The organism is Sphingopyxis sp., assembly GCF_965227415.1.
In the GTDB taxonomy this organism is placed as follows: domain Bacteria; phylum Pseudomonadota; class Alphaproteobacteria; order Sphingomonadales; family Sphingomonadaceae; genus Sphingopyxis.
This window is the reverse complement of the sequence record NZ_OZ245749.1, coordinates 3,645,167-3,666,534: the sequence shown is the minus strand read 5'-3', so window position 1 is coordinate 3,666,534 and position 21,368 is coordinate 3,645,167. Positions and strand designations below refer to the sequence as shown.

Here is a 21,368-nt window from a genome sequence, read left to right as displayed (position 1 = left end):
GCTAGTCGCGACCGAGCATCAGGTCAACGAATTCGCCGAGACGACTGAAACCGGTCACCCCGATTCCGCTGACAGCCTTCATCCCTTTCGGGCCCCATCCCGTTGAGAAGCCCAGCTTTGCGGCTTCGCGAAGGCGAAGGCCGTCGTGCGACACCGGACGGACCTCGCCCGACAGCGACAGCTCGCCAAAGACGATCGCGTCGGCAGGCACCGGCCGCTCGCTGAACGCCGAGATCAGCGCCGCCGCGACCGCGAGGTCGGCGGCCGGGTCGGTCAGCCGATAGCCGCCGGCGATGTTGAGATAGACCTCGGCGGCGCCCATCTGGAGGCCGCAGCGCGCTTCGAGCACCGCAAGCACCATCGCGAGCCGCCCGCTGTCCCAGCCGACCACCGCGCGCCGCGGTGTTGCGCCGCTCGCCAGGCGGACAGTCAAAGCCTGCACCTCGACAAGCACCGGGCGCGTGCCTTCGAGCGCCGGAAAGACCACCGACCCCGGCACGTCGCGGCTGCGGTCGGTCAGGAACAGGCTCGAGGGGTTGCTGACTTCGCCCAGCCCATCCTCTCCCATCGCGAAAACACCGATCTCGTCCGTCCCGCCGAAACGGTTCTTCACGGCGCGCAAGATGCGATATTGGTGGCTGCGCTCGCCCTCGAATGCCAGCACGGTGTCGACCATATGTTCCAGGACGCGCGGCCCTGCGATCGTGCCGTCCTTGGTGACATGCCCGACGAGCACGATCGCCGCGCCGCTGTCCTTGGCATAGCGGATCAATTCCTGCGCGCTCGCGCGGACCTGGCTTACCGTTCCCGGCGCACTGTCGATCAGGTCGCTGTGCATCGTCTGGATCGAATCGATCACGACGAAATCGGCGGTCTGGCGGTCGAGCGTTGCAAGGATGTCGCGCACGGACGTCGCGCTCGCCAGCGCGACCGGCGCATCGCCGAGCCCCAGCCGCTGCGCGCGGAGACGCACCTGCGCCGCCGCTTCCTCGCCGCTGATATAGACGACCGACTTGCCTGCCTTCGCCAGCCTGCCGGCGGCCTGCAACAACAAGGTCGACTTGCCGATCCCCGGATCGCCGCCGATCAGCGTCGCCGATCCCGCAACAAAGCCGCCACCGAGCGCGCGGTCGAATTCGGCGATGCCGCAAAGCATACGGTCGGGCATCTTGCTGTCGGCGTCGAGCGTTTCGAGGACGAGCGTGCGCCCGCCCTTGCTGAGGTCGTGCTTGGCCGAAAAGGCGGTTTCACCGGCTTCCTCGACCAACGTGTTCCACTCGCTGCAATCGGCGCATTGCCCCTGCCAGCGATAGCTGACCGAGCCGCAATTCTGGCAGACATATTGGCGTTTCGCTTTGGCCATGACGTTGCGCTTAAAGGGAACAAAGAAAGAACTCCAGCGCTTTCCGCAATCGTCATGCCGGACTTGATCCGGCATCCATCGCCGCCCCGTCGTCGTGGACCCCGGATCAAGTCGGCGGTGACGAAAGAGGGCAAGGACGGTTCAGTTTTCTCCGCGGTTGCTCTAGGGCGATGGCCAACCCGAATCACCCATCCCAAAAGGATCGCCCGCGCCATGAAATTCTTCGCCGACACCGCCGAAATCGCCGACATCCAGGAACTCGCCGCGACCGGCCTGCTCGACGGCGTGACGACCAACCCGTCGCTGATCGCCAAGTCGGGGCGCGATTTCAAGGAAGTGACCAGGGAAATCTGCGCGCTGACCACCGGCCCGGTGTCGGCCGAAGTCGTCGCGCTCGACCATGCCACGATGATGCACGAGGCCGAAATCCTCCGCAAGATCGCCCCGAATGTCTGCATCAAGGTGCCGCTGACGATCGACGGGCTCAAGACCTGCAAGGCGCTGACCGGCGACGGCACGATGGTCAACGTCACGCTGTGCTTCTCCGCCGCGCAGGCGCTCCTTGCCGCCAAGGCCGGCGCGACGTTCGTCTCTCCTTTTGTGGGCCGCCACGACGACAATGGCTTCGACGGCATGCAGCTGATCTCGGACATCCGCCTGATCTATGACAATTACGGCTATGAGACCGAAATCCTCGTCGCGAGCGTCCGCCATGGCATCCATGTGCTCGAAGCCGCCAAGATCGGCGCCGACGTGATGACCGCGCCGCCGTCGGTGATCAAGGGGCTGTTCAAGCATATCCTGACCGAAAAGGGCATTGAGGGTTTTCTGGCGGATTGGGCAAAGACCGGGCAATCGATCTAAAAAGTCGTCGCCCCCGCCTTCGGGTGGGCGACGAATGCTCCTGCGCCCTTTACGGTTGACGTAAACGTCAACTAGCCGCGATACTCCCTCCAAAGGGAGAGATTCGCATGACCGACACGACCATCCTCACCGAACGCCGCGGGCATGTACTGATCGTCACGATCAACCGGCCGGAGGCGCGCAACGCGGTCAACGCCGCCGTCCATGTCGGCATCGGCAACGCGCTCGAAGAGGCCGAGGCCGACCCGGAAATCCGCGCGGTCGTGATCACCGGCGCGGGCGAGAAGAGCTTCTGCGCCGGCGCCGACCTCGTCGCTCTCTCGCGCGGTGAAAGCCTGCAACCCGAAGACAAGGCGCAGCAGGAATGGGGCTTTGCCGGCATGGTCGCGCACCCTATATCGAAACCGATCATCGCTGCCGTCAACGGCTTTGCCTTTGGCGGCGGCTGCGAAATCGCGCTGATGAGCGACATCATTATCGCCGCCGATCATGCGCAATTCGGCCTGCCCGAGGTCAAGGTGGGCTTGTTCGCTGCTGCGGGCGGCGCTTTCCGCCTTGCGCAGCAGCTGCCGCGCAAGCTCGCAATGGAATATATGCTGACCGGCGATCCCATTCCCGCCGCCCGCGCCGCCGAATTCGGGCTCGTCAACCATGTCGTCCCGCTCGCCGACCTCCTTCCCGCCGCGATTGCGCTCGCCGAAAAGATCGCGGGCAACGCACCGCTCTCGGTGCAGGCGTCGAAGCGCGTCGCGCTCGGCATCGCCGACGGTCGCATCGCCGCCGACGCACCCTATTGGGAGCATAACACCCGCGAACGCTCCATCCTGATGCGCAGCGAAGACGCCCGCGAGGGGCCGCGCGCCTTCGCGGAAAAGCGCAAGCCCGAATGGAAAGCGCGCTGATATGGAGCAAACGGCCCAGATGACCGATCCCGAACGCATCCCCGTCATCATCGGCGTGGGTCAGGTCAACGATCGCCCCGACGACCCCGATGATGGCCTCGATTCTCTCGGCCTGATGGTCGCGGCGCTCAACGTCGCCGCCGCGGACGCCGGCGTGCCGCTGACCGAGATCGACAGCCTCGCGATCGTCGATCAGATCAGCTTTCACAGCCTCGGCAAGCTCCCCGAACCGCTCGCCGCCGCGATCGGCGCGAGCCCGGCGATCAACTATCAATCGGACGCCCCGCACGGCGACACGCCGGTGCGCCTGCTCAACGAGGCGGCGAACCGCATCGGGGCGGGCGAGGTGAAACTCGCAGCGATTGTCGGCGCCGAGGCTTTGCGCACCGCAGCGGGCCGCGCCGCCAAGGCGGCGAGCGGCGAGGACAAAAGCTATAACGCGATCCGCAAAGTCGCGACCCGACGCGAGCCCAACTATGCGCAGCTTCACGGCCTGTCGGCGCCGGTCGACGTCTATCCGCTTTACGAAAATGCGACGCGCGCCGCGTGGAGGCAGAGCCTGGCCGAAGCGCAGACCGAAAGCGCCGAAATCTGGTCGCGCTTTTCGGATGTCGCTGCCGCGAACCAGGGCGCCTGGATCCGCAAGCCCGCTTCCCCCGAAGACATCCTCCGGGTCGACGAGCGCAACCGTCCGATCGCCTTTCCCTATTCGAAGCTCATGGTCGCCAACTCGTCGGTGAACCAAGGCGCGGGCTTCATCGTCGCCAGCCTCGCCGAAGCGCGCCGCCGCGGTATCGCCGAGGACCGGCTGATCTATGTCGGCATGGGCGCTGCGGCGAAAGAGCCCGCCGGCATCCTTCGCCGCGACCGTTACGACGGCAGCGTCAGCATGGAAACATCGATCGCGCGCACGCTCGACCTGAACCGCATGACCGTCGCGGACTTCGACTTTGTCGAGCTTTACAGCTGCTTTCCCTGCGTCCCCAAAATGGCGCGGCGCACGCTCGGTTGGCCCGTCGACAAACCGGCAACCGTGTTCGGAGGGCTGACCTTTGGCGGCGGGCCGATCGCGAATTATATGAGCCATGCGATCGTCTCGATGGTCGACAGGTTGCGCGATGAAGGCCGCTATGGCTTCCTGTTCGCCAACGGAGGCTTCGCGACCGACAATCATTGCATCGTCCTCGGCAGCGAGCCGATCGCGGCAGCGAGCTTCCCCCAGGACTTCGACTATCAGGCCGAGGCCGAGGCGAAACGCGGGCCGGTGCCCGAACTGGTCAAGGATTATGCGGGGCCGGCGACGATCGAAAGCTTTACCGTCTTCTATGGCCGCGACGGAGCGCCCAATGCGGGAGTCGTTGTGGCGCGGACGCCCAACGACGAGCGCACACTGGCGCATGTCGATGTGAGCGATGCGGCATTGCTGGCGTTCTTCACCGACGGCAAGCGCGAGCCGGTGGGCACGGCGGGTCAGGTGGTTGCACTAGGCGAGGGCTTCGGCTGGCGCGCGGCACCATGACCCTCCCCGCTCGCGGCGAGGCGGCAGCCGTGTAGCGGCCGACGGAGGGGGACCGCGTCCTTTAACGGCGTCCGTATGGACCGAACGCCCCCTCCACCACCCTTCGGCCGTCCCCCTCCCCGCGAACGGGGAGGATTTTCACAGGTCGAACGAAACGCCCTGTGCCAACGGCAGCGCATCCGAGTAATTCACCGTATTCGTCGCCCGCCGCATATATTGCCGCCACGAATCCGACCCGGACTCCCGCCCGCCGCCGGTTTCCTTCTCGCCGCCGAATGCTCCGCCGATCTCGGCGCCGCTCGTCCCCAGATTGACGTTCGCAATGCCGCAATCGCTCGCGACCAGAAAGCGCTCGGCCTCGCGCATGTCCGTGGTGAAGATCGCCGACGACAGGCCCGCCGCGACGTCGTTGTGCAGCGCGATCACGGCATCCAGATCATCATAGCGCATGACATAGAGGATCGGCGCGAACGTCTCTTCGAGCACCGGCCCGACCTGCCCGGGCATCTCGACGAGCGCAGGCTTCACATAGAAGCTCGCGCCGTCGCCCACGCGCTCGCCGCCATGCACAATGCCGCCAGCTGCCTTGGCCACGTCCAACGCTTCCTGCATCATCTCATAGGCTGCGCGGTCGATCAGCGGCCCGACCAATACATCGCCCTCCAGCGGATTGCCGACGCCGACGCTGGCATAGGCCGCCTTCAGCTTGGCGACGAAGCCATCGTGAATGCTGTCGTGCAGGAACAGCCGCCGCGTCGTCGTACAACGCTGTCCCGCGGTCCCCATCGCGCCGAACGCCACCCCGCGAAGCGCGAGGTCGAGGTCGGCCGATGGTGCAACGATCACGCCGTTGTTGCCGCCAAGCTCGAGGATCGCGCGCGCGAAACGCTGCGCAAGCCGCGGCGCCACGGCGCGGCCCATGCGCGTCGAGCCCGTTGCCGACACGAGCGCGACGCGCTTGTCGTCGACTAGCGCCTCGCCCGCCTCGCGCCCGCCGATCAGCAGTTGCGCGAGCCCGTTCGGCGCGTCGCCAAAACGCGCCACCGCACGCTGAAAAATCGCCTGCGTCGCGAGCGCGGTGAGCGGCGTCTTTTCCGACGGCTTCCATACGACGCTGTTGCCGCACACCAGTGCGAGCGCCGCATTCCATGCCCAGACGGCGACAGGGAAATTGAACGCCGAAATCACACCGACGACGCCGAGCGGATGCCAGACCTCCATCATCCGGTGCCCCGGACGCTCGGTCGCGATGGTGAGGCCGTATAATTGCCTGGAGAGACCGACGGCGAAGTCGCAGATGTCGATCATCTCCTGCACTTCGCCTGCGCCTTCGGACGGAATCTTGCCCGCTTCGATCGTTACCAGCTTCGCAAGGTCGTCTTTCGCGGCACGCAGTTCCTCGCCCCACAGGCGAACGAGCTCGCCGCGGCGCGGCGCGGGAACATTGCGCCAGGCGCGGAACGCGGCGGTCGCCTTATCCAGCGTCTCGTCGGCCGTGGCGCTGTCCATGACTTGCACCATGCCCAGCCGCTGGCCGGTCAGCGGCGTCACCGATGGCATCGATCCGTCGGTCCACGACGCGCGGTCGACGCCCAGCCCGTCGAGCAGCGTCGCAATTTGATCTGTAATTCTGTTCATTGACCCTATCCAGCTTTGCGCCCGCGCGCTTTATCCGTTTGCCCCGAGCTTGTCGAAGAGCCGTTCTTCTTGCATGGCAGCGGTGACAGAAGAACGGTGCTTCGACAAGCTCAGCACGAGCGGGGTATTGCGAGTCCGAATCGCCATCCAACGGGAGATCTTGCGTGTCCGACCTACCCCCCTCCGAACCGCTGATCCCCGTTCCGGCCGACGCTGCAGCCAACACGCATTGCACCGCCGCCGACTATGAACGGCTCTATGCGCAGAGCATCGGCGAGCCCGACGCCTTCTGGGCCGAACAGGCGAAGCGGATCGACTGGATCACGCCGCCGTCCACGATCGGCGACTGGTCCTATGATCCCGTCGAGATCAAATGGTATGAGGATGGCGTCCTCAACCTCTGCCACAACGCCGTCGACCGCCACGTTGCCACGGGCCATGGCGACCGCACCGCGATCATCTTCGAGCCCGATAGCCCCGATGGCGAAACACGCACGATCACCTACGCCGCGCTGCTTACCGACGTCATCCGCTTTGCGAACACGCTGAGGAAACTCGGGGTTCGTAAAGGTGACCGCATTACCATATACATGCCGATGATCCCTGAGGGTGCCGTCGCGATGCTGGCCTGCGCGCGCATCGGCGCGGTGCACAGCGTCGTCTTCGGCGGCTTCTCGCCCGAGGCGATCCACGGGCGTATCGAGGATTGCGGCAGCGACTGGGTGATCTGCGCCGACGAGGGGCGACGCGGCGGAAAGACCGTGCCGCTGAAGGCCAATGTCGACAAGGCGCTCGAACGCGTCGATGTGAAAGCCGTGCTGGTCATTTCGCACACCGGCGGCGATGTCGCCATGACGGAAGGCCGCGACCATTGGTATGACGCCTTGTCGGCGGACGTCGGCGACACGTGCCCGTGCGAGCCGATGGGCGCCGAGGACCCGCTGTTCATTCTTTACACTTCGGGATCGACGGGCAAACCGAAGGGCGTGCTCCACACCGTCGGCGGCTATAGCGTGTGGACCGCGAGCACCTTCTGGTACGGTTTCGATTATCGCCCCGGCGAGATTTTCTGGTGCACCGCCGACATCGGCTGGGTCACGGGGCACAGCTATGTCGTCTATGGCCCGCTTCAGAACGGCGCGACGACCCTGATGTTCGAGGGCGTTCCGAACTATCCCGATCACGACCGTTTCTGGCAGGTCGTCGACAAGCACCGGGTCAACATCCTCTACACCGCCCCCACCGCGATCCGCGCGCTGATGCGCGAAGGCGACGACTATGTGACGCGCCACGACCTGTCGTCGATCCGCCTGCTCGGCAGCGTCGGCGAGCCGATCAATCCAGAGGCGTGGCGCTGGTACAGCCAGACCGTCGGCAAGGGCCGCGTCCCCGTGATCGACACCTGGTGGCAGACCGAGACCGGCGGCATCATGATCACCACGCTGCCCGGCGCACATCCCGCGCAGCCGGGGAGCGCCGGCCGCCCCTTCTTTGGTATCCGCCCCCAGCTCGTCGATGCCGAAGGCGGCGTGCTGGTCGACGAACAGAGCGGCGGCGCGGCCGAGGGCAATCTGTGCATCACGCACAGCTGGCCGGGGCAGGCGCGGACGATCTACGGCGATCATGACCGCTTCGCCGAGACGTATTTTTCGACCTATAAGGGCAAATATTTCACCGGCGACGGCTGCCGCCGCGATGCCGACGGCTATTGGCGGATCACCGGCCGCGTCGACGACGTGATCAACGTCTCGGGCCACCGCATGGGCACCGCCGAAGTCGAAAGCGCGCTGGTCCTGCACGCCGATGTCGCCGAGGCCGCGGTCGTCGGCTTTCCGCACGACATCAAGGGCCAGGGCATCTACGCCTATGTGACGCTGAACGCCGGGGTTGCGGCGAGCGACGATATCGTCGCGGCGCTGAAGCAGCAGGTCCGCAAGGAAATCGGCCCGATCGCCACGCCCGATCACATCCACCTGACACCGGGATTGCCGAAAACCCGCTCGGGCAAGATCATGCGGCGGATCTTGCGCAAGATCGCCGAGAATGATTTCGGGTCGCTGGGCGACACCTCGACGCTCGCCGATCCGACCTTGGTCGACGGGCTGATCGAGGGGCGCAAGAACCGGTAGTTACATTGTCGCCGTGCTAAAAATGAAAGTCCGGCAACTCGGCCAGCGCAATCCCCAGCGCTTCGGCCCAGCCGTCGGCGACGCTTTCGAAATAGGGGTCGTGCCGCTCGAACCGCCGCTCGCGCACGCTGATGAAATCGTCGCGCTCGTGGACCTTGAGGTCGATCGGCAGGTCGACGCCCGCATTGGCGCGGATCGTCGAATCGAACGAGACGCAGAGCAATTTCACCGCATCCTCGAACGACATCGCCGGATCATAGGAGCGCACGATGATCGGCCGGCCGTATTTGGTCTCGCCGATCTGAAAGAAGGGATTGTCTTCGCCCGCCTCGATGAAATTCCCCTCCGGATAGATCAGGAACAGCCGCGGTTCGGCGCCCTTGATCTGTCCGCCGACGATCAGCGAGGCGCGGAACAGCGACTCCGCGGCGGGTCCTTCGTCATTGTGGCGCATCACGATCTGGCGCAGCGTCTCGCCGACGATCGTCGCCACCGCGAACATCGACGGCGCGGAAAGGATCGAGGGATGGCGCTCTTCGGGCGCCTTGGTGCGCTCGTCGAGCAGGCTCACCACCGCCTGCGTCGTCGCAAGATTACCCGCCGACATCAAGGTGATGACACGCTCGCCGGGCAGATGCCAGCTGCGCATCTTGCGCACCTGCGAGATATCGTCGACGCCCGCGTTGGTGCGGGTGTCCGACATGAACACCAGCCCCTTGTTCAACCGCATACCCACGCAATAAGTCATCGAATCCCGTTTCCCCGCCCCGGATAGTCATTTGTCGCCCGGGTCCCGCTTATTGCTGGACCTGCAATTGGACAACCAGATTTTCTTGCGCTGCACCATAGCGCATGCCGCGAACCGGGGCAGCATCGTGATAGTCGAGGCCGGTCGCGACCCGAATATAGCGCTGGTCGGGCGAATGGCCGTTGCTGACATCGAAGCCGATCCAGCCGATATTGTCGAAATGCGCCTCTGCCCAGGCGTGCGTCGCGTCCTGCTGCGTGCGGTCGTTCATCATCAGATAGCCCGACACATAGCGCGCCGGATGCCCCAGATGCCGCATCGCGGCGATGAAGATATGCGCATGGTCCTGGCAAACGCCGCCTTCGCTGCCCAGCGCCTGCTCGGCCGTCGTTTCGGCATCGGTGAAGCCGATCCGGTACGCGAGCCGGTCGATGATCAGTGCCGACAACGCGTGCGCGCGTTCGATGTCCGAGGCATAATCCTTGCCCAGACCGGCAGCCAGCGCGCGCACCTGGCGCCCCGCCCGCGTCAGCGGGGTCGGGCGCAGGAACGTCCAGAGCGGCATCGCGCCGCGGTGCGGGCCGATCACGCCGTCCCAGGTCACCAACTCGATCTCGCCGGCGCAGCGAATGACCAGTTCGGTAGCGCCGCTGTGCACCGCGACCATGTCGACGCCATTGCCGTGGTGATCGGTGTAGTGAAGCTGCTGCGCGCCGCCCTCGACCTCGATCGTCCAGTCGTGGATCAGTTGCTGCCCCGGCCGCTCCTTCGGCGTCAGCTTCAACTGTTGCAGCGCATAGGACACGGGGCTGTCGTAATTATAGCGGGTGGTATGTTCGACGGACAAGCGCATGGGTCAGAGTCTCAATCCACAAAGCGATAATCGCGCTCGATCTGCTGCGCGAGGGCAGCACTGGCGCGAAGGAAGTCGGTGATGAATTCGTGCAGCCCGCCGTCGAAGATCGACTGGATCGGGCGCGACAGCCGGTCGCGGCAGATGGCGCCCGCCATCCGCACCGCCTCGGTCTCTTCGCCATAGGCGCGCTCCAGCCAGCCGAGATTGTCCTGCATCTTGTCGCAGCAGAAGGCGAGGCTGCGGGGCATCTGTTTATAGAGGATCAGGAACTCGGCGATCTTCAATGCGCTGATCTCGGTCCCATAGAGCCAGTGATAAGCGCGGTGCGCCGACACCGATCGCAGGATCGTCTCCCACTGCACATTGTCGATCGAACTGCCGATATGCGCGACCGAGGGAAGCAGCAGATAATATTTGACGTCGAGGATGCGTGCGGTGTTGTCGGCGCGCTCCAGGAACGTGCCGACGCGCGCGAAATTATAACCGTCGTTGCGCAGCATCGTCCCCGCAAAGGCGCCGCGCACGAGCGCGCTCTGCTGACGGATCGCGGCGAGCACATCGGGCAGATCATCCTCGCGCACCTGTCGTTTCAAAAGCGCGCCGAGCGTCATCCAGCTTGTATTGACCGCTTCCCACACTTCGCGCGTCAGATAGGTGCGCGCCGTGCGCGCGTTGTCGCGCGCCTGCTTGACGACCGAGAGGATGCTCGACGGGTTGGCGGGATCGCGCAGCATGAAGTCGATGACGCGCTGCGAACTATACTCCTGCTGCGTCTGCTTGAAGGCATAGTCCTGCCCGGCCGTCACGAGCACCGAGCGCCATTCGGCCTTCGCCGTGCTCGACCGCGTCAGCGCGATGCGAAACCCGGCGTCGATCAGGCGCGCATTATTTTCGCTGCGCTCGAGATAGCGCGCCATCCAGAAGAGCGAGCCTGCCGTTTTGCCCAGCATCAGTCTTCCAATACCCAGGTGTCTTTGGTGCCGCCGCCCTGGCTCGAATTCACCACCAGCGATCCCTTGGTCATCGCGACGCGCGTCAGCCCGCCGGGCGTGATCGTGATGCCCTGCGGCGACATCAGCACGAAGGGCCTCAGGTCCACGTGCCGCGGCGCAAGCCCGCTCTTGGTGAATATCGGCACCGTCGACAGCGAGAGCGTCGGCTGCGCGATATAGCCGCGCGGATTGCCTTCCAGCTTGGCGCGGAACGCAGCGATCTCTTTCTTGCTCGCGGCCGGTCCGACGAGCATGCCGTATCCGCCCGATCCATGGACTTCCTTCACCACCAGTTCGGGCAATCGGTCGAGCACTTCCTTCAGATGCTCCGCCTCCGAACAGCGCCACGTCGGCACATTGGCGAGCAATGCCTTCTCGCCGGTGTAGAATTCGATGATATCGGGCATGTAGGAATAGAGCGCCTTGTCATCGGCGATCCCCGTGCCCGGCGCATTGGCGATGGTGATGCCGCCGGCGCGGTACACGTCCCAGATCCCCGGCACGCCGAGCATCGAATCGGGCCGGAAATTGAGCGGATCGAGAAAGTCGTCGTCGACGCGGCGATAGAGGACGTCGATCGGCGTATAGCCCTGCGTCGTGCGCATCGCGACGCGCCCGTTGACGACGCGCAGGTCATGGCCCTCGACCAGTTCGGCGCCCATCTGGTCGGCGATGAAGCTGTGCTCGAAATAGGCGCTGTTGTGGATACCCGGCGTCAGCACCGCGACCGTCGGCGTGCCGTTGCACTGCGGCGGCGCGCAGGCGGACAGCGATTTGAGCAGGTTGAGCGGATAGTCGCTGACCTCGCGCACCGAAATTTTCGCGAACAGCTCGGGAAACATCTGGAGCATCGTTTCGCGATTTTCGAGCATATAGGATACGCCCGACGGCGTCCGCGCATTGTCCTCGAGCACATAGAATTCATTGGGCCCGGTGCGCACGATGTCGATACCGCTGATATGCGTATAGACGCCGCCCGGCGGGTCCATCCCCATCATCATCGGCAGAAAAGCCTCGTTGCGCGAGATGAGTTCGATCGGGACGCGGCCCGCGCGCAAAATCTCCTGCCGGTGATAGATGTCATAAAGAAAGGCGTTGAGCGCCCGCACCCGCTGTTCGATGCCGCGCGACAGACGCCGCCACTCGCTCGCCGAGATGATACGCGGGACGACGTCGAACGGGATCAGCCGCTCGTCGGCTTCATCCTGTCCATAGACGTTGAAGGTGATGCCGGTGGTACGAAAAAAAGCCTCGGCCTGCTGCGCCTTGCGCTGGATACGCGCCGAATCCTCGCGATCGAACCATTCGCTATAGTCGCGGTAGGGCGAACGGACTTCGCTCCCCTGCCCCGTCATTTCGTCGAAAAAGGAAATGCCCCAGCCCTTTCACGCAACATGCCACCGGTCCAGCCGCGCCCGATGTCTTGGGCGTGCGCGGCCCCATAGTTCCTGCCTGCTGCGTCGCTTGCGTGGCTACGCGGCCGCCAAGCTTGTGAAGAAGATGCTAGCACCGCCGTGCGGGAAGGCAAGAGCGCAAAAAGCCCTTAAAAACCAAAGAGGAGACGCACCGCGACGAAAGCGACAAGCACCGCCGTAAGCCGCCGGATCAGCGTCGCGGGTCCGGTCTTCACCGCAAGCTGGGTCCCGATCGTGCCGCCGATCAGCACCGCGATCAACAGCGGCCAATGCCCCGCGACCGCATCGATCATGTCGCCGCCCTTGCCTTTGATCAGCTGGCCGGTCAGCCCGAACAGGCTGTTGACGAGGATGAAGAGGCTCGCCGTCGCAGCGACCGCGCGCGCTTCGGCCCAGCGGATCAGATGGAGGATCGGCGCCAGAAAAATACCGCCGCCGATGCCGACGACTCCCGCGAGATAGCCGAGCGCTGCCGCGATCGGCAGCAGCAGTTTCGGCGAGAGGCTGACCGGTTTTGCGGTCTGCGGCTGAAACAGCAGCGCAAGCGCCGAGGCGAGCAGCGACAGCCCGAGCAGGATGACGAGCACGCCCTGCTTCACCGGCGTCAGCCCGCCGAGGAAAGCGAGCGGCGCCGCGACCGCGACGAGCGGCAGCGCTTTCGCCCACGGCATCACCCCTGCACGCGCGAACCGGATCGTCCCGCCGGTGACGACGACGACATTGCACGCAAGGCTGATCGCCGGAACCAGCCCGACCGCGACGCTGCCCAGAAGCAGCAGCGCGGTATAGGTCGACCCACCGCCGAAACCGACCGCAGCATACAGCAGCGCGGTCAATCCGAAGAGGGCAGCCAGGCCGGTCATTGCCTCAAACTAGCGTCAAAGCTGGCCGTGGCAATGCTTGTACTTGCGGCCCGATCCGCACGGGCACGGCGCGTTGCGGCTGATCTCGAGAGCTGCATAGGGATTTTCTCCCTCGGGCATATCGGGACGCGGCGACTGCATCGGCGGCAGCGTGTTGGCGATCACGCCGAGTTCGCCCGCGTCGATGTCGCCGCTGTCGTCTTCGCCGGTAAACGGGTCGATGTGCGTCGTCAGAAAGTCGGGCAGGTCGGGAAGCGGCATCGGCTCCGGTTCCTGGAACTGGAAATCGATCCGCGCGACGGTGCGCGTCACATCCTCGCGGATATTCTGCAGCATCCGCTCGAACAGCGCGAAGGCTTCCTGCTTATATTCGTTGATCGGCTGCTTCTGCGCATAGGCACGCAGGAACACGACCTGGCGCAGCGCGTCGAGCGTCGACAGATGCTCTTTCCAGTGATGGTCGAGCGTCTGGAGCAGGATCGACTTTTCGATACCCTTCCATGTATCGGCATCGACCTGCCCCGCCTTTTCGGCCGCCGACGCGTCGGCCAGCGCCTGGATGCGTTCCTCAAAGATTTCGGCGTCGACCGCATCTTCGTGCATCCACGTGTCGATCGGCGGCGACAGGTCGAGGATATTCTCGGTCCGCTCCTTCATCTGCTCGATGTTCCACTGCTCGGGATAGCTTCCCGGCGGGCACGCGTCGGCGACGATCGCATTGACCGTCTCGGCGCGCATCGCGAGCATGACTTCGTCGACGGTCTCGCTGTCGATGATCTCGCCCCGCTGTTCATAGATGACCTTGCGCTGGTCATTCATCACGTTGTCATATTCGACGACCTGTTTGCGGATGTCGTAGTTGCGCGCCTCGACCTTTTTCTGCGCGGTCTCAATCGCTTTCGACAGCCACTTCGACCCGATCGCTTCGCCGTCCTCCAGATTCTTGTTCATCATCTTGGAGAACAGGGTGTCGGGACCGAAGATGCGCAGCAGATCGTCGTCGAGGCACAGATAGAATTTCGACAGGCCGGGGTCGCCCTGGCGCCCCGACCGACCGCGCAGCTGGTTGTCGATGCGGCGGCTTTCGTGGCGTTCGGTCGCGAGCACAAACAGCCCGCCCGCGGCGACGACAGCTTCGCGTTCGGCCGCCACTTCGGCGCTGATGCGCGCAACCGCCGCGTCGCGCTCGGGGCCCTCGGGCAGGTCCTTCAACTCGTCGTCGATGCGGAATTCTTCATTGCCGCCGAGTTTGATGTCGGTGCCGCGGCCGGCCATGTTCGTCGCGATGGTCACCGCGCCCGAACGGCCCGCCTGCGCGACGATATGCGCTTCGCTTTCGTGGAAGCGCGCGTTGAGGACGCTGTGCGCGACTTGTTCCTTTTCGAGGAAGGACGACAACAGCTCCGACTTTTCGATCGACACGGTGCCGACGAGGACCGGCTGACCGCGCTCCTGCGCTTCGCGGATCGTGCGCGCGATTGCGCCGAACTTGTCGGTGATATTCTTGTAGAACTCGTCCTCGTCGTCGCGCCGCGCGATCGGGCGGTTGGTCGGGATGGTGACGCAGTTCATCTTGTAGATGTCGAAGAATTCGGCCGCTTCGGTCGACGCGGTGCCGGTCATCCCCGAAAGCTTCGGATACATGCGGAAATAATTCTGGAAGGTGATCGAAGCGAGCGTCTGGTTCTCGGGCTCGATCTGGACGCCTTCCTTCGCCTCGACCGCCTGGTGCAGGCCGTCGGACCAGCGGCGACCGTCCATCATGCGGCCGGTGAATTCGTCGATGATGACGACCTTGCCGTCCTTGACGATATAATCGATGTCGAGCTTGAACATCACGATCGCTTTCAGCGCCTGGTTGACGTGATGGACGACTTGCGTGTTTTCGATGTCATAGAGGTTGCTGCCCTGCAGCAGCCCCGCGACTTCGAGCAGGCGCTCGACATGCTCGGTGCCGTCTTCGGTCAGGTTGATCGATTTGGACTTTTCGTCCTTCTCATAATCTTCCTCGACCAGCTGGTGCACGACCTCGTTGACGCGAATGTAGAGCTCCGACTTGTCGTCGGTGGGGCCCGAGATGATCAGCGGCGTGCGCGCTTCGTCGATCAGGATCGAATCGACCTCGTCGACGATGCCGAAGTTGAATTCGCGGTGGACCATCTGCTGCCGGTCGAACTTCATATTGTCGCGGAGGTAATCGAACCCCAGCTCGTTGTTCGTCGCATAGGTGATGTCGCTGTTATACGCTTCGCGGCGCTGCATCTCGTTGAGGTTCGGCACGATGATGCCCGTCGTCAGGCCCAGGAAGCCATAGACGGTGCCCATCCATTCGGCGTCGCGCTTGGCCAGATAGTCGTTCACCGTCACGACGTGCACGCCCTTGCCTTCGAGCGCGTTGAGGTAACAGGGCAGCGTGGCCATCAGCGTCTTGCCTTCGCCTGTCGCCATCTCGGCGATCTCGCCGCGGTGAAGCACGATGCCGCCGATCATCTGCACGTCGAAATGGCGCATGCCGAGCGTGCGCTTCGAGGCTTCGCGCACCGTCGCAAACGCTTCGGGAAGGATATCGTCGAGCGCTTCTCCGGCATCGAGCCGGTTGCGGAAATTCTGCGTCTGCGCCTTCAGGTCCTCGTCGCTCAGCGCTTCGAGTTCGGATTCGAACGCGTTGATGCGCGCGACGATCTTGCGCATCGAGGCGACATAACGGTCGTTGGACGAGCCGAAGAGGCTCTTGGCGATGCTGCCTAGCATAGAGGATTTCCTTGGATTTTCTGTTGAGCGGGCGGCATCTGTGCCGCGCGAAAAATGTGAAAAAGCCCCCGCAAGTGCAGGGGCGCGGCCCTTCAAAAAAGGGCGCTAGCAGTCGGTGCTATTCGAGCGCGCGATCGCTGCCGTTGAGCAAGCCGGGAAGATGCGGCGGCCCCGCCTTGCGCGGCTTGCCGCTGCCGCCACCCGTGGTGCGGCGCGTCGGCGCAGTGGTGGTCGGGCGGCGTTCATTGTCGACCGTCTCGACCTTGCCGGCGCTTTCGGCGAGCAGAACGAGCGACCCCATTGCCGCAGGCACGGCAGGCGCGGCGACAGCCCGGTCGGCAGTCGCCAGACCGGTCAGCAGCGCCAAAAGGGTCAGAAGTAACCGCAAGAATCGCCCCTATAAACGTCCGGAGCACAGATTATTGCACCCCGTTCCCTGAACATAGGGTGAAAGTGGCGCGACGTCTAGAGGGACAGAGATCGCCCGCCACCCTCGTCACTCCGGTCGAGGGACGGAGTCACCCAAGTTTCGGATTCAGCTCTTTCACTTCGAGCAGAAACGTCTTGGGCTTCTTGAAAAACCGGCTCTTCCGGTTGACCCTCAACCCGACGACTTCGGCGAGTTCCATCACGAAATGGACGCAGTTCGCCTTGTTCAGGCTATAGCTCGGCTGCTTGCGATCCTGCCATTCGCGGACCTTCGCGATCAGCTGTCCATAGGTGGCATCGTCCACGACGACGCTGAACTGCCGGTCGCTCTTCGCGATATAGTCGGACTGCGAGGTCTGCACATAGCCCTTCACCGATCCCATCAGGATCGCCGGGCTGACATTCTTCGCGGTGAAGCCGAAATTATTGTCGACCGCCTGCCCGCTGCCGTCGAGCGTGCCCTTCACCACGATGAACGCATGCGGAAAGCGGTCGCCGAAATCATGGCTATAGAAGCTGACGGTCACGGCGGCCTGCGCGGGAACCGCGACGCCGAGGCAACAGGCCAGCAAGGTCAGAAGCATCAGGCGCAGGCGAAACATCGGCGCTCTGATAGCGGCGCAGGCCCGCGCTTGCCAGCCACGATTGCAGCTTGACGTTCACGTCAGCCTGCCCTCTTCTCGCACTGACAAGAATGTAAGGGAGGAAGCGGGTGACACGGAAGGCGATTTTCATCACGGGCGGCGGATCGGGAATCGGACGCGCGACTGCGCGCCATTTCGCCGGCCAGGGCTGGTTCGTCGGCCTTGCCGATGTCAACGCACTCGGGATCGATGAAACCGCCGCGCTGCTTCCCGAAGGCGCCTCGTCGCGCCACGTCATGGATGTGCGCGATCGCGACCAGTGGAAAGCGGCGCTCGACGCTTTTGCGACGGCAAGCGGCGGCCGGCTCGACGTGCTGTTCAACAACGCCGGGATTGGAACCGGCGGCCAATATATCGACATGCCGCCCGAAGAAGCCGACCGCATCATCGCGATCAATTTCGGCGGTGTCGTCAACGGCATCTATGCCGCGCTGCCGCTGCTCCGCGCGACGCCGGGATCGACGATCCTCAACACCGGGTCGGCGTCGGGCTTTTACGGCGTTGCGGGGCTTGCGATCTATTCGGCGACGAAGTTCGCGGTGCGCGGCCTGACCGAAGCGCTCGATATCGAATTTGCCAAGCACGACATCCAGGTCCGCTCGCTGATGCCCGGCTTCATCGACACGCCCCTGCTCGACCAGGTCAGCGCCGACAGCAACGAACCCGCGCGCAACCGCCTGTCGGCGAGCGGCTTCGAGATCATCCCCGCCGAACGCGTCGGCGAAGCGGCATGGGACGCAGTGCACGGCAAGAAGGTCCACGTCACGGTCGGCAAGATGGCGAAACGCCTGTCACGCCTCGCGCGCTTCTTTCCGGGGTCGATCGCGAAACAATCGAAGAAGATCGACGGTTTGGGGACGGCGGCGCCCTGACGACAGGGGACGGCGGCCGACGGTCGCCTGGGTATATCGAGCGGCCATCTCCTCCTTTCGTCACAGCGGACCCTTCGACAGACTCAGGACAGGATTTATCTGCCGCGGCGCTCAGGGATCCCGGATCAAGCCCGGGATGACGATGATCGACAATGCCTGCTGCCGATCGCTTCCGATGCCGCCGCTATTTCTTCGCGGGGCCGCAGGTCACCGATCCGCTGCCAACGTTGCGCACCGTGCAGAGCGGCCGCCCCAGCACGACGGTCTTGCCGATCCCGCGCGTCGTGATCACGGCGCTCTTCACGGCGTTGAAGACATGATCGCCCGCGCCTTCGCTGTCGCTGACCAGTTCGTCGATGGTCAGCTTGCCTGCATCGACCATACCGGCGCCCGACACCGTAACCTGCCCCTGTTTGGCAGCGCCGCCTAGCGTCATCGTCCCATTGCCGATCATCGCGACCGCGAGACGGTCGGTGCTGATCTTGCCGACGGTGAGCTTGCCGGGGCCGCGCAGCCCGACCGCGACGCGCGTACCCTTCAACCCGTCGATCCGCAGCGACCCCGCGCCGACGAGCGTCGCCGATTGCAGGTTCGCGGCGTTGACCCGGATCGTCACGGCGCCCGGCGGAGTCGAACGATTTTCGTCGCCGGCATATTTCTTTTCGCTGATCACGAGCCGCCCGTCGCGCGTTTCGAGGACGATCCGGTCGAGCGCATCGGGCGTCCCGGTCGCGACCGCACTCACCGGCGCGCGCGCCACCACTTCGACATCGACGTTCGCCGTGACCTCGATCGCCTCGAAGCTGGAAAGGCCGAAACGCTTTTCGGCGGCCGACGCCGGGCCGACGAAAAGCAGGGTGGCAGCCGCGATGGCGGCCAAGCGTGCGGAACTGGTCATGGTGCCGCCTTAGCCCGTTCGGCAAGGCGGCACCATAGCCGCATCATTTGCAGTTCGCGGTGCCCGAACCCATCGCCTTGGTCGTGCATTTGCCGCCGCCGCTGATCGTCGCGTCGCCCGATCCGAGGATGCTGACGTCCGCCGCGCCGGTCGCCTGACCGCCGACGTCGCCCGATCCGGTGATCGACACATCGAGCGTATCCGAGATCAGCCCGTCGGCATCGATATTGCCCGATCCGGTAATGCTGTAGTCGCCGGTGCCGATCGTACCGCTGCCGATCTCGATATCGCCCGATCCCGAGACAGTGAGTTCGGCGCTCTTGCCCGTAAGCTTTGCGACCTTGAGGTCACCCGAACCGGTCACCACCGCTTCGACGGCGTCGCCATCGACCGTGTCGGCGTCGATCGAACCCGACCCGGTCAGTCGCACCGTGCTGAGCTTGGGCAGGGTGACCTCGATCTGGAGCCCCTTGCCGTCATGACTGTTGAAGCTGAAGCCCGACCGCTTGCGACCGATCGACAGGACATCGCCGTCGAGCTTGATCTCCAGCTCGTCGATTTCGCCCTTCTGCCCTTTCGCGCTGATCGCAAACGCGTCGCCTTGACGGATCGTGACGTCGTCGGGACCGGCGACCTTGACGCCGGTGAACCCTTTCAGGTCGAAACTTTGCGTGGTCGTCGGGCCGGCCTCGACCGTCCGCTTGCCATCCTTGCTGTCGCTCGTCACTTCGGCGCTGCACGCCGTGACCGCCATTGCGAGTGCCAGCGGCAGCGCCGCCATCGTCCAGTTGCGCATTCAAAATCTCCTTCGTGTGTTATGCATATAACACAGAAGGATCGATGTCCAGTGCGCCTACCAGCGAAGGAAGGGAGCCAGCAGCAATCGGCCGGCGACCCCCGACAGCGCGACGACCAGGCCGTGCCAGAGCGCGATGTGGATCATGTTGTCCGAAGAACAGTGCAGCGCGAGGATCGTCGCGCCCGCGGCACCGGCCGCAATGCCGATCACCCAGCCAGCGCGCGCAGGCGAGGTCGGCGCGCCGCCCTTCAGCCAGCAGAAGAGCGCCGTCCCGACGCCGAGTCCCGCCGCCAGCCCGTCGAGCGTACAGCGCATCCCGTTTTGCGGACGCATCGCTTCCATCGCGCCATGGCTGTCGCCGAACCCCATGAACAGGGCCGTCACGGGCAGCGCGAGCGCGGCAAGCCCCGCCCAGCGCCAGCCGCTATAGTCGCGGCCGACACCCGGCAACCCCATGCGCAGCGCGCTCCACGCCGCCGAAAGGCCCAGCGCAACGATCAGCCAGAACGACAGCAGCGGCAGCGGCGCCATCATCGTCCCCGCAGCCAGGTCGTGACGCATCCCCAGCAGCCAGAGCAGCAGCGCCGCCGCGACGAACCACCCCGCCGCGACCCACAGTCCGCCGCGCATCAGGCGCCGGGGCCGCACGGGCTTCAGCTCGTCGGCCAGCCCGTCGATCAGGGCGTCGATCGATGCGTCCGTCATTGTCATTCGCTTTCAATCATGGCGGCGAGCTTTTTCAGCCCGCGATGGATATTCACTTTGACCAGCGATTCGCTCTGGCCACAGATCTGCGACGCCTCGGCGATCGAGGCACCCTCGATCTTGACGAGGGTGATCGCCTGCGCCTGGTTCGGCGGGATCAGCGCCAGGAGGTGATCGAGGCTGAGCCGCGCGTGTACGGCTTCGTCCTCGGCGCCGACCGCGGCATCATTGTCGCCAAGCTCGGCTTCGTCGCGCTGGCGCCGCAGCATGTCGATCCAGCGATAGCGGGCGATGGCCGCAAGCCAGGGCAGGAACGCGCGGCCGCTATCCCATGTCGCAAGTTTGCGGTGCATCGACACCAGCGTTTCCTGCACCAGATCGTCGATATGGTGCGGCGCGATGCGGCGCGCGAAATAGCGCTCAAGCCATTTGCGGCAATCGCCGAGCAGCGCGCGATAGGCCGCACGATCCCCGCGCTGCGAGGCAGTCATCAGACGGGCCAGCGAGGGTTCGTCGATGCTCATTTCGCGCGCACCCTAGCAAGAAGCGTGTCGAACGAGAACAGCCCGCCGCCGCGCACGATCAGGATCGCCGCCATCGCAACCCACAGCGAATGCACGGGCCACCAGGCATCGGGAAAAACGAAAATCTGGATCACCAGCGTCATCACGAGCAGCGCGCCCGCCGAAAAGCGCGTCGCAAGGCCAAAGAGCAGCAGGATCGGAAAGAAATGTTCGGCAAAGGTCGTCAGCGGCACCGCGATGACGGGATCGAGCGGGAGGCCCGAAAATTCGCTGCGGAACAGATCATATTGCGACGGGTCGATCCGGAAGAGGCTGCCTTCGACCAGCTTCGTCTGGCCCGACCGCCAGAAGACGCCCGCGAGCGCGATGCGCAGCAGGAACAGGGCAAAGGCTTCGGGAATACGCGACGCGGCGATTTCGACGCCACGATCATAGAATCCGAGTATCCGGTTCATCT

The 21,368-nt window shown here is 64.5% G+C and carries 20 protein-coding genes; 5 read left to right on the top strand and 15 right to left on the bottom strand.

Features of this window, described 5'->3' with window-relative positions; translation table 11 throughout:
- Window position 1: 1 nt before the first annotated feature.
- Window positions 2-1,363, bottom strand: a complete 1,362-nt coding sequence (radA, locus tag ACO055_RS17865; protein WP_422060190.1) for a DNA repair protein RadA — start codon at window positions 1,361-1,363, stop codon at window positions 2-4.
- Between the two features lie 213 nt (window positions 1,364-1,576).
- Between radA and fsa the strand changes: the two genes are divergently transcribed.
- From fsa to ACO055_RS17850, 3 genes are all read left to right on the top strand, one after another.
- Window positions 1,577-2,227, top strand: a complete 651-nt coding sequence (fsa, locus tag ACO055_RS17860) for a fructose-6-phosphate aldolase (RefSeq protein WP_422060189.1) — start codon at window positions 1,577-1,579, stop codon at window positions 2,225-2,227.
- A gap of 107 nt (window positions 2,228-2,334) precedes the next feature.
- Window positions 2,335-3,129, top strand: coding sequence for a crotonase/enoyl-CoA hydratase family protein (locus ACO055_RS17855; RefSeq protein ID WP_422060188.1), 795 nt, complete (start codon window positions 2,335-2,337; stop codon window positions 3,127-3,129).
- A 19-nt stretch (window positions 3,130-3,148) separates the two neighbouring features.
- Window positions 3,149-4,648 (top strand): acetyl-CoA acetyltransferase, encoded by a 1,500-nt coding sequence (locus ACO055_RS17850; protein ID WP_422060187.1) that lies wholly within the window; start codon window positions 3,149-3,151, stop codon window positions 4,646-4,648.
- A 138-nt stretch (window positions 4,649-4,786) separates the two neighbouring features.
- On the opposite strand, the gene ACO055_RS17845 is transcribed toward ACO055_RS17850, so the two are convergent.
- Window positions 4,787-6,286, bottom strand: coding sequence for an aldehyde dehydrogenase family protein (locus ACO055_RS17845; RefSeq protein ID WP_422060186.1), 1,500 nt, complete (start codon window positions 6,284-6,286; stop codon window positions 4,787-4,789).
- Between the two features lie 164 nt (window positions 6,287-6,450).
- On the opposite strand from ACO055_RS17845, the gene acs reads away from it, so the two are divergent.
- On the top strand, window positions 6,451-8,415 hold the full coding sequence (acs, locus tag ACO055_RS17840) for an acetate--CoA ligase (protein ID WP_422060185.1): 1,965 nt from the start codon (window positions 6,451-6,453) through the stop codon (window positions 8,413-8,415).
- Window positions 8,416-8,431: 16 nt separating this feature from the next.
- Here acs and ACO055_RS17835 read toward each other — a convergent pair whose 3' ends face one another.
- The 8 genes from ACO055_RS17835 to ACO055_RS17800 all read right to left on the bottom strand — a co-directional run bounded on the left by ACO055_RS17835 (window position 8,432) and on the right by ACO055_RS17800 (window position 17,071).
- Window positions 8,432-9,163 (bottom strand): peptidase, encoded by a 732-nt coding sequence (locus tag ACO055_RS17835; RefSeq protein ID WP_422060184.1) that lies wholly within the window; start codon window positions 9,161-9,163, stop codon window positions 8,432-8,434.
- A gap of 49 nt (window positions 9,164-9,212) precedes the next feature.
- Window positions 9,213-10,016: a transglutaminase family protein gene (locus tag ACO055_RS17830; protein ID WP_422060183.1), complete on the bottom strand. Its 804-nt coding sequence runs from the start codon at window positions 10,014-10,016 to the stop codon at window positions 9,213-9,215.
- 11 nt (window positions 10,017-10,027) lie between these two features.
- Window positions 10,028-10,969 carry an alpha-E domain-containing protein gene (locus ACO055_RS17825; RefSeq protein WP_422060182.1) on the bottom strand — a complete coding sequence of 314 codons (942 nt, stop codon included), beginning with the start codon at window positions 10,967-10,969 and terminating at the stop codon, window positions 10,028-10,030.
- Window positions 10,969-12,366: a circularly permuted type 2 ATP-grasp protein gene (locus ACO055_RS17820; RefSeq protein ID WP_422060181.1), complete on the bottom strand. Its 1,398-nt coding sequence runs from the start codon at window positions 12,364-12,366 to the stop codon at window positions 10,969-10,971. Before ACO055_RS17820 ends, ACO055_RS17825 begins: the two co-directional genes overlap by 1 nt.
- A gap of 188 nt (window positions 12,367-12,554) precedes the next feature.
- Complete coding sequence (locus ACO055_RS17815; protein ID WP_422060180.1) at window positions 12,555-13,289, bottom strand: TSUP family transporter; 735 nt, start codon at window positions 13,287-13,289, stop codon at window positions 12,555-12,557.
- A gap of 15 nt (window positions 13,290-13,304) precedes the next feature.
- Window positions 13,305-16,040, bottom strand: coding sequence for a preprotein translocase subunit SecA (gene secA, locus ACO055_RS17810; protein ID WP_422060179.1), 2,736 nt, complete (start codon window positions 16,038-16,040; stop codon window positions 13,305-13,307).
- Window positions 16,041-16,158: 118 nt separating this feature from the next.
- A complete protein-coding gene (locus ACO055_RS17805) occupies window positions 16,159-16,428 on the bottom strand; it encodes a hypothetical protein (protein ID WP_422060178.1) in 270 nt (89 codons plus the stop codon).
- 130 nt (window positions 16,429-16,558) lie between these two features.
- Window positions 16,559-17,071, bottom strand: a complete 513-nt coding sequence (locus ACO055_RS17800) for a hypothetical protein (protein ID WP_422060177.1) — start codon at window positions 17,069-17,071, stop codon at window positions 16,559-16,561.
- Window positions 17,072-17,181: 110 nt separating this feature from the next.
- Here ACO055_RS17800 and ACO055_RS17795 point away from each other — a divergent pair, with 110 nt between their 5' ends.
- Window positions 17,182-17,985, top strand: coding sequence for an SDR family oxidoreductase (locus tag ACO055_RS17795; protein ID WP_422060176.1), 804 nt, complete (start codon window positions 17,182-17,184; stop codon window positions 17,983-17,985).
- Window positions 17,986-18,169: 184 nt separating this feature from the next.
- Here ACO055_RS17795 and ACO055_RS17790 read toward each other — a convergent pair whose 3' ends face one another.
- Genes ACO055_RS17790 through ACO055_RS17770 form a run of 5 tightly spaced genes read right to left on the bottom strand, consistent with a single transcriptional unit; the run spans window position 18,170 to window position 21,366 of the window.
- Entirely contained in the window at window positions 18,170-18,883 is a 714-nt protein-coding gene (locus ACO055_RS17790; RefSeq protein WP_422060175.1) for a head GIN domain-containing protein, read from the bottom strand.
- A gap of 43 nt (window positions 18,884-18,926) precedes the next feature.
- The gene (locus ACO055_RS17785; protein WP_422060173.1) at window positions 18,927-19,679 is read right to left on the bottom strand and encodes a head GIN domain-containing protein; all 753 of its coding nucleotides are present in this window, start codon (window positions 19,677-19,679) and stop codon (window positions 18,927-18,929) included.
- A 57-nt stretch (window positions 19,680-19,736) separates the two neighbouring features.
- Window positions 19,737-20,387: an NrsF family protein gene (locus ACO055_RS17780; protein ID WP_422060172.1), complete on the bottom strand. Its 651-nt coding sequence runs from the start codon at window positions 20,385-20,387 to the stop codon at window positions 19,737-19,739.
- A gap of 2 nt (window positions 20,388-20,389) precedes the next feature.
- Window positions 20,390-20,911 (bottom strand): sigma-70 family RNA polymerase sigma factor, encoded by a 522-nt coding sequence (locus tag ACO055_RS17775; protein ID WP_422060171.1) that lies wholly within the window; start codon window positions 20,909-20,911, stop codon window positions 20,390-20,392.
- Entirely contained in the window at window positions 20,908-21,366 is a 459-nt protein-coding gene (locus ACO055_RS17770) for a DoxX family protein (RefSeq protein WP_422060170.1), read from the bottom strand. Before ACO055_RS17770 ends, ACO055_RS17775 begins: the two co-directional genes overlap by 4 nt.
- Window positions 21,367-21,368 lie beyond the last annotated feature (2 nt).